We start from the raw sequence: 15,542 nt of genomic DNA, 5'->3' as shown, positions 1-15,542 counted from the left end.
CGCCTTCTTTACCTTTGTTACTGACTTGTAAAGATTATTTGCAAGCGTCAGCCAAACCGTCGAGGTAACGCTCCGCATCCAGCGCCGCCATGCAGCCGGTGCCCGCAGAAGTGATGGCCTGACGATAGATATGGTCCATGACATCGCCGGCGGCGAACACGCCCGGGATGCTGGTCTGGGTCGCATTGCCGTGGATACCGGATTGCACTTTGATGTAGCCGTTCTCCAGCTCCAGCTGGCCTTCAAAGATGGCGGTGTTCGGGCTGTGGCCGATGGCGACAAATAAACCAGCCACTTCCAGGGACTCGACATTGTCGCTGTTTTTGGTATCGCGCAGGCGCAGGCCGCTGACGCCCATCTGGTCGCCGGTCACCTCTTCGAGGGTACGATCGGTATGCAGCACGATGTTGCCGCTTGCCACTTTATCCATCAGGCGTTTAATGAGGATTTTTTCCGCACGGAAGGAATCGCGACGGTGGATCAGGTGTACCTCAGAGGCGATATTCGACAGATACAGAGCCTCTTCCACTGCGGTGTTGCCGCCGCCGATCACCGCCACTTTCTGGTTGCGATAGAAGAATCCGTCGCAGGTAGCGCACGCGGAAACGCCGCGGCCTTTGAAGGCTTCTTCGGAAGGCAGGCCCAGGTAACGGGCGGAAGCGCCGGTGGCGATGATCAGCGCGTCACAGGTGTACTCGCCGCTGTCGCCTGTCAGACGGAACGGGCGGTTTTGCAAATCGACGCGGCTGATATGGTCGAAAATGATCTCGGTTTCAAATTTTGCGGCATGCTCGTGCATGCGCTCCATCAGCAGCGGACCGGTGAGATCGTTCGGATCGCCTGGCCAGTTTTCCACTTCCGTCGTGGTGGTCAGCTGACCGCCTTTTTCCATCCCGGTGATCAGCACCGGCTGCAGGTTGGCGCGTGCGGCATAGACCGCCGCGGTGTATCCCGCAGGTCCAGAACCAAGGATAAGCAGTTTACTGTGTTTGGCTGTGCCCATGAGATCCCCATAATAATTGGCATACATTGGGCTGGGATTGTAGGGAATTTGTTGTCGTAAAAAAAGAGCACAGCGATTTTGTTAACGATGTGTGCAATAGAAGCTGCCAATGAATTGGTGATTTTCCCGGCAAGGAATATAACTATTTCTACTGTCGGCGGGACAATTATAAGACGAAAAAATGAGAATCAACCAGGGCGGATGATGAATATCTGGCATCTTGTACTAAAAATCGATGTTTTGCTTTGACAATCACCTGTGCTTTTGCGAAAACATTCAAGGAAGAAGAAAAGCAGTATTTAGCGTGCGGCGAATTTTCATGCACGCAAATGCCATTTTTATCCGGGTTAACGAAATCTACGCATGGTGTGGACAGACGCCATGCGTGATGTCGGTGACTGCCGTCAGGCAACGGGCTTCTCACGTACCCCTGGGTTACCCAATGTCGTACGGGTGATAACAGGATGGGCTCTGGCAGTGAAGGCTCAGAGCCGGAACAGGAGTAGGGAAGGAATACAGAGAGACAATAATAATGGTAGATAGCAAGAAGCGCCCTGGCAAAGATCTCGACCGCATTGATCGTAACATCCTGAATGAATTGCAAAAAGATGGGCGAATTTCTAACGTCGAGCTTTCTAAACGGGTGGGACTTTCTCCGACGCCTTGCCTTGAGCGTGTGCGTCGTCTTGAAAGACAGGGTTTTATTCAGGGCTATACGGCGCTGCTCAACCCGCATTATCTGGATGCATCACTTCTGGTATTTGTTGAGATTACTCTGAATCGTGGCGCACCGGATGTGTTTGAGCAATTTAACGCCGCAGTGCAAAAACTTGAAGAAATTCAAGAGTGTCATCTGGTTTCCGGTGATTTCGACTATCTGTTGAAAACCCGTGTACCGGATATGTCAGCGTATCGTAAATTACTGGGCGAGACCTTGCTGCGCCTGCCGGGCGTTAACGACACCCGTACCTACGTGGTAATGGAAGAAGTCAAGCAAAGTAATCGTCTGGTTATTAAGACGCGCTAACACGGAACAGGTGCAAACTCGACGTAGTTTGATTACACTCCTGTTAATCCATACAGCAACAGTGCCGGGGAGACCCGGCGCTGTTGTCCGTTTTAGCAGCAGGCAGGAAACAGCCTGATACCTGGAGAGCCTTTCTTGAGCCAGGAATACACCGAAGACAAAGAAGTCAAACTAACCAAACTCAGCAGCGGGCGCCGACTCCTTGAGGCGATGCTCATCCTTTGCTCCCTCTTCGCCATCTGGCTGATGGCGGCACTACTGAGCTTTAACCCCTCGGACCCCAGCTGGTCGCAAACGGCATGGCATGAGCCTATTCATAATTTAGGCGGCGCCCCCGGCGCGTGGCTTGCCGATACCCTCTTTTTCATTTTTGGCGTCATGGCCTACACCATCCCGGTGATCATCATCGGCGGATGCTGGTTTGCCTGGCGGCATCAGGAAAACGACGAATACATTGATTATTTTGCCGTTTCCCTTCGCCTCATCGGTGCGTTAGCCCTGATCCTGACCTCCTGTGGTCTGGCGGCGATTAACGCCGATGATATCTGGTACTTCGCCTCCGGCGGGGTGATCGGCAGCCTGCTGAGCACCACGCTGCAACCCCTGCTGCACAGCAGCGGCGGCACCATCGCCCTGTTGTGTATCTGGGCGGCCGGGCTGACGCTGTTCACCGGCTGGTCGTGGGTCAGCATTGCGGAAAAGCTGGGCGGCGGCATCCTGTCCGTTCTCACCTTTGCCAGCAACCGTACCCGTCGGGATGATACCTGGGTCGATGAAGGCGAATACGAAGACGACGAGGAAGAGTACGACGACGAAGAGGCGGCCAGGCCGCAGGAATCGCGTCGCGCCCGTATCTTACGCAGCGCGCTGGCGCGGCGTAAGCGTCTGGCCGAGAAGTTTACCAACCCTATGGGGCGTAAAACCGACGCTGCGCTTTTCTCCGGCAAACGGATGGATGACGGTGAAGAGGTGGTGCAATACAGCGCCAGCGGGGCGCCTGTTGCCGCCGACGATGTACTGTTTTCCGGCGCCAGCGCCGCGCGTCCCGCAGAGGATGATGTGCTGTTCTCCGGCGCCAGCGCCGTGCGCCCGGGCGATTTCGACCCTTACGATCCGTTGTTGAATGGCCACAGTATCGCTGAGCCGGTAAGCGCAGCGGCGGCGGCTACTGCCGCGCCGCAGGCGTGGGCAGAATCACCGGTGGGCCATCACGGCGCTGCGCCAGCTTATCAGCCGGAAGCCAGCTATCCGCCGCAGCAGGCCTATCAGCCTGAACCCGCTCCGTTCCAGCAGGCTGCTTATCAGCCGCCAACGGGGCAAACCGCACCGCAGGCGTATCAGCCTGAGCCAGCGCCGTATCAACAGCCGGTTTACGATCCGCGTGCCGGTCAACCTGCGCCGCAGGCCTATCAGCCTGAGCCAGCGCCGTATCAGCAGCCGGCTTACGATCCGTATGCCGGTCAACCTGCGCCGCAGGCCTATCAGCCTGAGCCAGCGCCGTATCAGCAGCCGGCTTACGATCCGCATGCCGGTCAACCTGCGCCGCAGGCCTATCAGCCTGAGCCAGCGCCGTATCAGCAGCCGGCTTACGATCCGTATGCCGGTCAACCTGCGCCGCAGGCCTATCAGCCTGAGCCAGCGCCGTATCAGCAGCCAACTTACGATCCCTATGCCGGTCAGCCTGCGCCTCAGACCTATCAGCAGCCGGCTTACGATCCGAATGCCGGTCAGCCTGCGCCTCAGACCTATCAGCAGCCAGCTTACGATCCGCATGCCGGCCAGCCCGCGCCGCAGCCGTATCAGCCGGAGCCAGCGGCGTATCAGCCGCAAAGCGCGCCAGTTCCCCCACCGGAGCCAGAGCCCGAGGTCGTGCAGGAGGAAGTGAAACGTCCGCCGCTCTATTATTTCGAGGAAGTGGAAGAGAAGCGGGCGCGCGAACGCGAGCTGTTGGCCTCCTGGTATCAGCCAATTCCTGAGCCGGAAAGTCCGATTGCCACTAAACCGCTGACGCCGCCGACCACTGCGTCCAAACCGCCAGTGGAGACAACCGTAGTCTCTGCGGTAGCGGCTGGGGTGCATCAGGCTACCGCCGCCAGCGGCGGCGCGGCGGCAACAACCTCGTCCACTGCCGCATCCGCTGCGGCTACGCCATTGTTCAGCCCGGCGTCCAGCGGCCCACGGGTTCAGGTGAAAGAGGGCATCGGTCCAAAACTACCGCGGCCCAATCGCGTGCGTGTTCCTACGCGTCGGGAACTGGCCTCCTACGGCATCAAGCTACCGTCGCAGCGGGAGGCGGAACAGCGCGCGCGGCAGGCGGAGCGCGATCCGCATTATGATGATGAGCTGCTCTCGGATGAGGAAGCGGATGCTATGGAGCAGGATGAACTGGCTCGCCAGTTCGCCGCCACCCAGCAGCAGCGCTACGGTCATCGCTGGGAAGACGATAACGTGACTGATGACGATGAGGCCGACGCCGCGGCGGAAGCGGAGCTGGCGCGTCAGTTTGCCGCTACCCAGCAGCAGCGGTACGCTACCGAGCAGCCGCCGGGCGCCAACCCGTTCTCGCCGGCAGATTATGAATTCTCGCCGATGAAAACGTTGGTCAATGACGGCCCGAGCGAACCGCTGTTTACGCCGACGCCGGAAGTCCAGCCGCAGCAGCCGGCCCAGCGCTATCAACAACCGGCGGCCGCTCCGCAGCAGGGTTATCAACCTGCGCAGCATCAGCCGATACACCATCAGCCTGTGCCGCCGCAGCCGCAGTCCTATCCGACTGCGTCGCAGCCCGTGCAGCCGCAACAACCGGTTGCCCCTCAGGGGCATCAGCCTGCCGCCCCTGCGCCGCAGGAGAGCCTGATCCACCCGCTGCTGATGCGCAATGGCGATAGTCGACCGCTGCAAAAGCCGACCACGCCACTGCCGTCGCTGGATCTGCTTACCCCGCCGCCGAGTGAAGTCGAGCCGGTGGATACCTTTGCTCTCGAGCAGATGGCACGCCTGGTGGAAGCGCGACTCGCCGATTTCCGCATTAAAGCGGATGTGGTGAACTACTCACCGGGGCCGGTGATCACCCGCTTCGAACTGAATCTGGCGCCTGGCGTTAAGGCCGCACGGATCTCTAACCTGTCACGGGACCTGGCGCGATCGCTGTCAACGGTCGCCGTGCGCGTGGTGGAGGTGATCCCGGGCAAACCGTATGTCGGGCTTGAGCTGCCGAATAAAAAACGCCAGACCGTCTACCTGCGTGAAGTGCTCGACAACGCCAAGTTCCGTGATAACCCATCTCCGCTCACCGTGGTGCTGGGCAAAGACATCGCTGGCGATCCGGTAGTAGCCGATCTGGCGAAAATGCCGCATCTGCTGGTGGCCGGTACCACCGGTTCCGGTAAGTCTGTTGGCGTCAACGCCATGATCCTCAGCATGCTCTACAAGGCGCAGCCGGAAGATGTGCGTTTCATTATGATCGACCCGAAAATGCTCGAGCTGTCGGTCTACGAAGGAATTCCGCACCTGCTGACGGAAGTGGTCACCGACATGAAAGACGCCGCCAATGCGCTGCGCTGGAGCGTCAATGAGATGGAGCGCCGCTACAAGCTGATGTCGGCGCTGGGCGTGCGTAACCTCGCGGGCTACAACGAGAAGATCGCCGAAGCCGCGCGCATGGGACGTCCGATCCCGGATCCGTACTGGAAGCCTGGCGACAGCATGGACGCCGTACATCCGGTGCTGGAAAAACTGCCGTACATCGTGGTGCTGGTGGATGAATTCGCCGATCTGATGATGACCGTCGGCAAAAAGGTGGAAGAGCTGATCGCTCGCCTGGCGCAGAAAGCGCGCGCGGCGGGGATCCACCTGGTGCTGGCGACACAGCGTCCGTCGGTAGATGTTATTACCGGCCTGATAAAGGCCAACATCCCGACGCGCATCGCCTTTACCGTGTCGAGTAAAATTGACTCACGTACCATTCTCGATCAGGGCGGCGCGGAATCGCTGCTGGGTATGGGGGATATGCTTTACTCCGGGCCGAACTCTACCACGCCGGTGCGTGTCCACGGGGCGTTTGTGCGCGACCAGGAAGTCCACGCCGTGGTTCAGGACTGGAAAGCCCGCGGTCGCCCGCAATATGTGGATGGCATTACCTCCGACAGCGAAAGCGAAGGCGGCGGTGGCGGCTTCGACGGCGGGGAAGAGCTGGATCCGTTGTTCGATCAGGCAGTCAACTTTGTGACCGAGAAGCGCAAAGCGTCGATTTCCGGGGTTCAGCGTCAGTTCCGCATCGGCTATAACCGTGCCGCGCGTATTATCGAACAGATGGAAGCGCAGGGTATCGTCAGCGAGCAGGGCCATAACGGTAACCGCGAAGTGCTGGCGCCGCCGCCCTTTGAATGAGTGCAAAGTTGGGTAAATAAGCGCAAAATCAGCCAATTCTTCTGTCCCACCGCCGCCGGCGGTCCTACAGTAGGGGCAGAAGAGGCTCCCGCGTCGGGAGTGACGCACATTAAGGAAGAACAATGAAAAAACTCGCAATCACCTGTGCATTACTGTCTGGTATGGTCGTCAGCCAGGTCTGGGCAGATGCGGCCAGCGACTTAAAAAGCCGTCTTGATAAAGTGAGCAGCTTCCATGCCAGCTTCACGCAAAAAGTTACCGACGGCAGCGGTAACGCCGTGCAGGACGGGCAGGGAGACCTGTGGGTGAAACGCCCGAACCTGTTTAACTGGCATATGACCCAGCCGGATGAGAGCGTCCTCGTTTCGGATGGTAAAACGCTGTGGTTCTATAATCCGTTCGTCGAGCAGGCCACGGCGACCTGGCTGAAAGACGCCACCAGCAACACGCCGTTTATGCTGATTGCCCGCAACCAGTCCAGCGACTGGCAGCAATATAATATCAAGCAAAATGGCGATGATTTTGTGCTGACGCCAAAAAGCGGCAGCGGCAACCTCAAGCAGTTCACGATCAACGTCGGTCGGGACGGCACTATCCATCAGTTCAGCGCCGTCGAGCAGGATGATCAGCGCAGCAGCTATCAGCTGAAATCGCAGCAGAACGGCGCCGTCGACGCAGCTAAGTTCACCTTTACGCCGCCGAAAGGGGTGACGGTGGACGATCAACGTAAGTAGAGGCGAAAGTGAGCAATCTGTCGCTCGATTTTTCCGACAACGCGTTTCAACCTCTGGCCGCTCGCATGCGGCCAGAAAATTTAGCGCAGTATATTGGCCAGCAGCACCTGCTGGCGCCGGGTAAACCCCTGCCGCGGGCCATTGAGGCCGGGCACCTGCATTCGATGATCCTCTGGGGGCCGCCGGGTACCGGCAAGACCACTCTGGCGGAAGTGATTGCCCGCTACGCCAGCGCCGATGTCGAACGGATCTCAGCGGTAACCTCCGGGGTGAAAGAGATTCGCGAGGCTATTGAGCGCGCGCGGCAAAATCGCAACGCCGGCCGGCGGACCATCCTGTTTGTTGACGAAGTGCATCGCTTTAATAAAAGCCAGCAGGATGCCTTTCTGCCGCATATTGAAGACGGCACCATCACTTTTATTGGCGCGACCACCGAAAACCCCTCCTTTGAGCTTAACTCGGCGCTGCTCTCCCGCGCCCGCGTCTACTTACTGAAATCGCTCACCACCGACGATATCGAGCGGGTGCTTGACCAGGCGATGAACGATAAAACCCGCGGCTACGGCGACCAGGATATCGTTTTGCCGGATGAGACCCGCAGGGCCATTGCCGAGCTAGTGAACGGCGACGCGCGGCGAGCGCTGAATACCCTGGAAATGATGGCCGATATGGCCGAAAGCGATGACTCGGGCAAGCGGGTGCTGAAGGCGGAACTGCTGACCGAGATCGCCGGCGAGCGCAGCGCGCGCTTTGATAATAAAGGCGACCGGTTCTACGATTTGATTTCCGCCCTGCATAAGTCGGTGCGCGGTAGCGCGCCGGATGCGGCACTTTACTGGTACGCGCGGATCATCACCGCCGGCGGCGATCCGCTGTACGTTGCCCGCCGCTGTCTGGCGATTGCCTCGGAAGATGTCGGCAACGCCGACCCGCGGGCGATGCAGGTCGCCATTTCGGCGTGGGACTGCTTTACCCGCGTCGGGCCGGCGGAAGGCGAACGGGCGATTGCCCAGGCCATCGTCTATCTGGCCTGCGCGCCGAAAAGCAACGCGGTGTACACCGCCTTCAAAGCGGCGCTGGCCGACGCGCGGGATCGTCCTGACTACGACGTTCCGGTGCATCTGCGCAATGCGCCGACGAAGCTGATGAAAGAGATGGGCTACGGCCAGGAGTATCGTTACGCTCATGACGAACCCAACGCCTACGCCGCCGGCGAGCAGTACTTCCCGCAGGAAATGGCGCAAACGCGCTATTATCACCCGACAAACCGGGGGCTTGAGGGCAAAATTGGCGAAAAGCTCGCCTGGCTCGCTGAACAGGATCAAAATAGCCCGATAAAACGCTACCGCTAATTGAGGCGTTGCGGTAAGGTTATTACACTATTTCCGTGGTCGTAGTCTGCGGCCACTTTTCTTTTTTAATTCGATAAGCACAGGATAAGCATGCTCGATCCCAATCTGCTGCGTACCGAGCCAGACGCAGTCGCAGAAAAACTGGCACGCCGGGGCTTTAAGCTGGATGTAGATAAACTTCGCGCGCTTGAAGAGCGTCGTAAAGTTCTGCAGGTGCAAACGGAAAACCTGCAGGCGGAGCGTAACTCCCGATCGAAATCCATTGGCCAGGCGAAAGCGCGCGGGGAAGACATCGAGCCATTACGCCTGGAAGTTAACAAGCTTGGCGAACAACTGGATGCTGCAAAATCCGAGCTGGAAACGCTGCTGGCGGAAATTCGCGATATCGCGCTGGCGATCCCGAATATTCCTCATGATGATGTGCCGGTTGGTCGCGATGAAAACGACAACGTTGAAGTTAGCCGCTGGGGTACGCCGCGTCAGTTCGATTTTGAGGTGCGCGATCATGTGACGCTGGGTGAAATGCACGGGGGGCTGGATTTTGCCGCCGCCGTTAAGCTCACCGGCTCGCGCTTCGTGGTGATGAAAGGGCAGCTGGCCCGTCTGCACCGCGCCCTGGCGCAGTTCATGCTGGATCTGCACACCGAACAGCATGGCTACAGCGAAAACTATGTCCCGTACCTGGTAAACCAGGACACCCTGTATGGCACTGGCCAGCTGCCGAAATTCGCCGGCGACCTGTTCCATACCCGTCCGCTGGAAGAAGAGGCTGACAGCAGCAACTACGCGCTGATCCCGACGGCGGAAGTGCCGCTGACCAACCTGGTGCGCGATGAAATCATCGACGAAGACGATCTGCCGATCAAAATGACCGCCCATACGCCGTGCTTCCGCTCTGAAGCCGGTTCCTATGGCCGCGACACCCGCGGTCTGATCCGTATGCACCAGTTCGATAAAGTTGAAATGGTGCAGATCGTCCGCCCGGAAGACTCTATGGCCGCGCTGGAAGAGATGACCGGTCACGCCGAGAAAGTGCTGCAGCTGCTGGGCCTGCCGTACCGTAAGGTCGCGCTGTGCACCGGCGATATGGGCTTCAGCGCCTGCAAAACCTATGACCTCGAAGTATGGGTTCCGGCGCAAAACACTTATCGTGAGATCTCCTCCTGCTCCAACGTCTGGGATTTCCAGGCGCGTCGTATGCAGGCTCGCTGCCGCAGCAAGTCCGATAAGAAGACCCGTCTCGTTCATACCCTGAATGGTTCTGGCCTGGCAGTAGGTCGTACCCTGGTGGCGCTGATGGAAAACTATCAGCAGGCTGATGGCCGTATCGAGATCCCGGAAGTGCTGCGCCCGTATATGCGCGGCCTCGAATATATCGGCTAAACTTCTCACTCCTTCTTTTAAAAGCGCCTGCGGGCGCTTTTTTTACGCCCTTATTGATACCGGGCAATAATCCTTTTCGCGAATGCAGTGATACTCCCTTTGGATTAAACCAGCATAAAAAACCAATAATATCGCAAAGCATTATATATATGTCTATATAACGCTTGTCAGTTTATTGTGAGCAACCAAAGCGAGTATCCATGAAAATTAAAGCCCCTGATGCTTTACTGGCTGCTGAGGTAAGCCGCCGTGGTCTGATGAAAACCACGGCAATAGGCGGCCTGGCGCTGGCCAGCAACGCACTAACGTTACCTTTTACCCGACTGTCGCATGCTGCCGATACGCCGGCGCCCGCCAGTGAGAAGGTGGTCTGGAGCGCCTGCACCGTCAACTGCGGTAGCCGTTGCCCGCTGCGCATGCACGTGGTGGATGGCGCGATTAAATACGTCGAAACCGATAATACCGGTGATGATAACTATGACGGTTTGCACCAGGTCCGCGCCTGCCTGCGTGGGCGTTCAATGCGCCGCCGGGTCTATAATCCGGACCGTCTGAAGTACCCGATGAAGCGCGTTGGTAAACGCGGTGAGGGCAAGTTCGAGCAAATCAGCTGGGAAGAGGCGTTGGATACCATCGCCAGCAATATGCAGCGGCTGATTAAAGAGTACGGCAATGAATCCATCTATCTGAACTACGGCACCGGCACGCTCGGCGGGACGCTGACCCGCTCCTGGCCGCCGGGGAAAACGCTGATTGCCCGTCTGATGAACTGCTGCGGTGGCTATCTCAACCATTATGGCGACTATTCATCAGCGCAGATTGCTGCCGGTCTGAATTACACCTACGGCGGCTGGGCGGACGGCAACAGCCCATCGGATATTGAAAACAGTCAGCTGGTGGTGCTGTTCGGCAATAACCCCGGCGAAACGCGGATGAGCGGCGGCGGGGTAACGTACTACCTTGAACAGGCGCGGCAGAAATCCAATGCCCGGATGATAATCATCGATCCGCGCTATACCGACACCGGCGCCGGGCGTGAAGATGAATGGATCCCGATTCGTCCGGGGACCGATGCGGCACTGGTTTCGGGCCTCGCGTGGGTGATGATCACCGAGAATCTGGTCGACCAGCCTTTCCTCGATAAATACTGCGTGGGATACGACGAGAAAACGCTGCCCGCCGGTGCGCCAGCCAATGGTCATTACAAAGCTTACATTCTTGGCCAGGGCACTGACGGTATCGCCAAAACGCCGGAGTGGGCCTCGACGATTACCGGTATTCCGCGCGAACGCATTGTTAAACTGGCGCGCGAAATTGCCACCGCCAAACCGGCCTATATTAGCCAGGGCTGGGGTCCGCAGCGTCACGCCAACGGTGAGATCGCCACCCGCGCCATCTCAATGCTCGCCATTCTGACGGGTAACGTCGGGATCAACGGCGGCAATAGCGGGGCGCGCGAGGGCTCGTATAGTCTGCCTTTTGAGCGTATGCCGACGCTGGAGAATCCGGTTGAGACCAGTATCTCGATGTTTATGTGGACCGATGCGATTGAGCGCGGCCCGGAAATGACCGCTCTGCGCGACGGCGTACGCGGTAAAGATAAGCTCGACGTGCCGATCAAAATGATCTGGAACTATGCGGGCAACTGTCTGATTAACCAGCATTCTGAGATCAACCGGACCCACGAAATCCTGCAGGACGACAAGAAATGCGAGATGATTGTGGTCATTGACTGCCATATGACCTCCTCGGCGAAATACGCTGATATTCTGCTGCCGGACTGTACCGCCTCCGAGCAGATGGATTTCGCGCTGGATGCCTCCTGCGGCAACATGTCCTACGTTATCTTTGCCGATCAGGCCATCAAGCCGCGCTTTGAATGCAAAACCATCTATGAGATGACCAGCGAACTGGCAAAGCGTCTGGGCGTCGAAGAGCAGTTTACCGAGGGCCGTACCCAGGAAGGCTGGATGCGCTATCTGTATGAGCAGTCGCGCAAAGCGATTCCCGACCTGCCGGATTTCGACACCTTCCGTCAGCAGGGCATCTATAAGCAGCGCGATCCGCAAGGTCATCATGTGGCCTACAAAGCCTTCCGTGAGGATCCGCAGGCTAATCCGCTGACCACGCCTTCGGGCAAGATCGAAATTTACTCGCAGGATCTGGCGAAAATCGCGGCCACCTGGGAGCTGCCGGAAGGGGATGTTATCGATCCGCTGCCGATCTACACCCCGGGTTTCGAAAACTACAACGATCCGCTGACAGTGAAATACCCGCTACAGCTCACCGGCTTCCACTATAAATCTCGCGTCCACTCGACCTACGGCAACGTCGATGTGCTGAAGGCCGCCTGTCGGCAGGAGATGTGGATTAACCCGATCGATGCCCGCAAGCGCGGCATTGCCAACGGCGATCGTATTCGCATCTTCAACGATCGGGGTGAAGTGCATATCGAAGCGAAGGTGACGCCGCGCATGATGCCGGGCGTCGTCGCGCTGGGGGAAGGGGCCTGGTACAACCCGGACGCCTCGCGTGTGGATCAGGCGGGCAGCATCAACGTGCTGACCACCCAGCGTCCGTCGCCGCTGGCGAAGGGAAACCCGTCGCATACCAACCTCGTTCAGGTTGAGAAGCTGTAAGGAGTAACCGATGACAACTCAGTATGGATTTTTTATTGATTCCGCCCGTTGCACCGGTTGCAAAACCTGCGAACTGGCCTGTAAGGACTACAAGAACCTGACCCCGGAGGTCAGCTTCCGCCGCATCTATGAATATGCCGGCGGCGACTGGCAGGAGGACAACGGCGTCTGGCAGCAGAACGTGTTTGCCTATTACCTCTCCATCGCCTGTAACCACTGTGAAGATCCGGCCTGCACCAAGGTCTGTCCGAGCGGCGCGATGCATAAGCGCGAAGACGGTTTTGTGGTGGTCAACGAAGAGGTATGCATTGGCTGCCGCTACTGCCATATGGCCTGCCCGTACGGCGCCCCACAGTACAACGCCGACAAAGGCCATATGACCAAGTGCGATGGCTGTCACGAGCGCGTCGCCGAGGGGAAAAAGCCGATCTGCGTCGAGTCCTGCCCGCTGCGGGCGTTGGATTTCGGGCCGATTGCCGAACTGCGCGCTAAGCACGGCCAGCTGGCCGCGGTAGCGCCGCTGCCGTCGGCGCACTTTACCCGGCCGAGTATCGTTATCAAACCTAACGCCAATGCCCGGCCGTGTGGCGATACCACCGGTTACCTGGCGAACCCGAAGGAGGTGTGAGATGGGAAACGGATGGCATGAATGGCCGCTGATGGTCTTTACGGTATTCGGCCAATGCGTCGTAGGCGGCTTTATTGTTCTGGCGCTGGCGCTGATGACAGGCAAGCTTTCCCGTGAGCAGGAGCAGCGAGTGGTGGGCAGCATGTTCGGCCTGTGGGTATTGATGGGGATCGGGTTTATTGCCTCGACGATGCACCTTGGCTCGCCGCTGCGGGCCTTTAATTCGCTGAATCGCGTGGGAGCCTCGTCGCTGAGTAATGAAATAGCCAGCGGGGCGATCTTCTTCGCCGTCGGCGGAATTGGCTGGCTGCTGGCCGTGTGCAAAAAGCTGCCTGCCGGCCTGCGGAGCCTGTGGCTGGTGGTGACCATGGTGCTGGGCGTGATTTTCGTGTGGATGATGGTGCGGGTATACAACACCATCGACACGGTGCCGACCTGGTACACCGTTTGGACGCCGCTGAGCTTCTTCCTGACGCTGTTTATCGGCGGTCCACTGCTGGGCTACCTGCTGCTGCGCGTCGCAGGCGTCGATGGTTGGGCGCTGCGCCTGCTGCCGGTGGTTAGTTTGCTGGCGCTGCTGGTCAGTATTATGGTGGTCGTGATGCAGGGAAGTGAACTTGCCACCATCCGCAGCTCAGTTCAGCAGGCCTCCGCCCTGGTGCCGGATTACGGGTTGCTTATGGCCTGGCGCATGGTGCTGCTGGCGCTGGCCCTGGCCTGCTGGTGCGTGCCGCAGATTCGCGGCCGCAAACCGGCGGTCTCGCTGCTCGGCCTGGCCTTTGTTCTGATACTGGCGGGAGAGATGATCGGCCGCGGCGTATTCTATGGCCTGCATATGACCGTTGGGATGGCTGTCGCCAGTTAACCACCTCCATCATGCCGGTGCCTAACCACCTCCATCATGCCGGTGCCTAACCACCGGCATGATGAAAACGTGCTGTCGATAGATGAAATTTTTCAACTGAAATTAACTTCGGCATTTATTAATAAACCAGCAAAAACAATAGCGTATTATCTGTTGTCTCACCTTTTTTCATCCTCTGGATAAAAAACTTCTATCGTAGCCGACAAAACCGCGTCACGCCTGATTTCAGGTGGATTGACAATGTTTTTAGCAGTGGCATGATGCGCTCGCGATCTGAACATTCCTCACGGTTTTTACCCATGACCATCTACACCCGGCCAGTGCAAATGCTGCTCTGTGGCCTGCTTTTATTGACCCTGGCGATAGCGGTGCTGAATACGCTCGTCCCGCTCTGGCTCGCCCATGAAAACATGCCAACCTGGCAGGTCGGCATGGTGGGGTCATCCTATTTTACCGGCAACCTGGCCGGTACGTTGCTGGCCGGCTGGGTGATCAAGCGCCTGGGGTTTAACCGTAGCTATTATCTCGCATCGTTAATTTTCGCCGTCGGCTGCGTAGGGCTGGGGATCACCGTTGGCTTCTGGACATGGCTGAGCTGGCGTTTTATCGCCGGCGTAGGTTGCGCGATGATCTGGGTGGTGGTGGAAAGCGCGCTGGTTTGCAGCGGCACTTCCCGCAGTCGCGGTCGTCTGCTGGCGGCGTACATGATGGTCTATTACGTCGGTACCGTACTGGGCCAGCTGATGGTCAGTAAATTACCCACCGATTTAATGAGCGTCCTGCCGTGGGTGACCGGCCTGGCGCTGGCGGCGATCCTGCCGTTGCTGTTTACCCGCATTATGGGGCAGGCAGAAGAGCCGCATGAAACGGTACGTATCTGGCCGATGCTGAAGCTACGCCAGGCGCGCCACGGGGTCAATGGCTGTATTATTTCGGGGATTGTCCTCGGCTCGCTGTATGGCCTGATGCCGCTGTGGCTGAACCATCAGGGCGTCAGCGACTCCGGCATCGGCTTCTGGATGGCGGTGATGGTGAGTGCGGGGATCCTCGGCCAGTGGCCGGTAGGGCGCCTGGCAGACCGCTACGGTCGCCTGCTGGTGCTGCGGGTACAGGTCTTTGTGGTCATTCTGGGATGTCTGGCGATGCTTAGTCAGGCGGCAATGGCCCCGGCGCTGTTTGTGCTTGGGGCATCTGGTTTCACGCTGTATCCGGTGGCGATGGCCTGGGCCTGTGAAAAAGTGGAGCACCATCAGCTGGTGGCGATGAATCAGGCGCTGCTGATGAGCTATACCATCGGCAGCCTGCTGGGCCCGACCCTGACGGCGATGCTGATGCAGAACTTCTCAGACAACCTGCTGTTTATCATGATCGCCAGCGTGTCGTTTATCTATCTGCTGACCCTGCTGCGCAAAGCCGGGCATCATCCGACGCCGGTGGCGCACGCCTGACCCTGCAACGCGCAGCGCATGCTGCGCGTCATCTGCTGCAATCGCATAGGCTTTCTGCCGCAGAGAGGACAAGT

At 58.4% G+C, this 15,542-nt stretch carries 10 protein-coding genes; 9 read left to right on the top strand and 1 reads right to left on the bottom strand.

Annotation, left to right across the window (positions count from 1 at the left end; all coding sequences use genetic code 11):
* Positions 1–34: 34 nt before the first annotated feature.
* Positions 35–1,003 carry a thioredoxin-disulfide reductase gene (gene trxB / locus KHQ26_RS10890; protein WP_002898019.1) on the bottom strand — a complete coding sequence of 323 codons (969 nt, stop codon included), beginning with the start codon at positions 1,001–1,003 and terminating at the stop codon, positions 35–37.
* A 532-nt stretch (positions 1,004–1,535) separates the two neighbouring features.
* Here trxB and lrp point away from each other — a divergent pair.
* The 9 genes from lrp (at position 1,536) to KHQ26_RS10845 (ending at position 15,468) form a co-directional block, all read left to right on the top strand.
* Positions 1,536–2,030: a leucine-responsive transcriptional regulator Lrp gene (gene lrp, locus KHQ26_RS10885; RefSeq protein WP_000228469.1), complete on the top strand. Its 495-nt coding sequence runs from the start codon at positions 1,536–1,538 to the stop codon at positions 2,028–2,030.
* Between the two features lie 135 nt (positions 2,031–2,165).
* A complete protein-coding gene (gene ftsK / locus KHQ26_RS10880) occupies positions 2,166–6,419 on the top strand; it encodes a DNA translocase FtsK (RefSeq protein WP_040228010.1) in 4,254 nt (1,417 codons plus the stop codon).
* A gap of 122 nt (positions 6,420–6,541) precedes the next feature.
* Entirely contained in the window at positions 6,542–7,153 is a 612-nt protein-coding gene (lolA, locus tag KHQ26_RS10875) for an outer membrane lipoprotein chaperone LolA (protein WP_002898132.1), read from the top strand.
* 8 nt (positions 7,154–7,161) lie between these two features.
* The gene (gene rarA, locus KHQ26_RS10870) at positions 7,162–8,505 is read left to right on the top strand and encodes a replication-associated recombination protein RarA (protein WP_019704639.1); all 1,344 of its coding nucleotides are present in this window, start codon (positions 7,162–7,164) and stop codon (positions 8,503–8,505) included.
* A 90-nt stretch (positions 8,506–8,595) separates the two neighbouring features.
* On the top strand, positions 8,596–9,888 hold the full coding sequence (serS, locus tag KHQ26_RS10865; RefSeq protein WP_002898139.1) for a serine--tRNA ligase: 1,293 nt from the start codon (positions 8,596–8,598) through the stop codon (positions 9,886–9,888).
* A 200-nt stretch (positions 9,889–10,088) separates the two neighbouring features.
* Positions 10,089–12,527, top strand: coding sequence for a dimethylsulfoxide reductase subunit A (gene dmsA / locus KHQ26_RS10860; RefSeq protein WP_020805015.1), 2,439 nt, complete (start codon positions 10,089–10,091; stop codon positions 12,525–12,527).
* Positions 12,528–12,537: 10 nt separating this feature from the next.
* Positions 12,538–13,155 carry a DMSO/selenate family reductase complex B subunit gene (locus KHQ26_RS10855; RefSeq protein WP_004150845.1) on the top strand — a complete coding sequence of 206 codons (618 nt, stop codon included), beginning with the start codon at positions 12,538–12,540 and terminating at the stop codon, positions 13,153–13,155.
* 1 nt (position 13,156) lies between these two features.
* The gene (locus KHQ26_RS10850) at positions 13,157–14,020 is read left to right on the top strand and encodes a dimethyl sulfoxide reductase anchor subunit family protein (protein ID WP_023159035.1); all 864 of its coding nucleotides are present in this window, start codon (positions 13,157–13,159) and stop codon (positions 14,018–14,020) included.
* Between the two features lie 299 nt (positions 14,021–14,319).
* Positions 14,320–15,468 (top strand): MFS transporter, encoded by a 1,149-nt coding sequence (locus KHQ26_RS10845; protein WP_004150843.1) that lies wholly within the window; start codon positions 14,320–14,322, stop codon positions 15,466–15,468.
* The last annotated feature ends 74 nt before the right edge of the window (positions 15,469–15,542 follow it).

It is taken from the genome of Klebsiella sp. 10, from assembly GCF_018223925.1.
GTDB classification, from domain to species: Bacteria; Pseudomonadota; Gammaproteobacteria; order Enterobacterales; family Enterobacteriaceae; genus Klebsiella; species Klebsiella pneumoniae.
The sequence above is the reverse complement of the archived record's forward strand: the minus strand, read 5'-3'. Positions and strand labels throughout refer to the sequence as shown.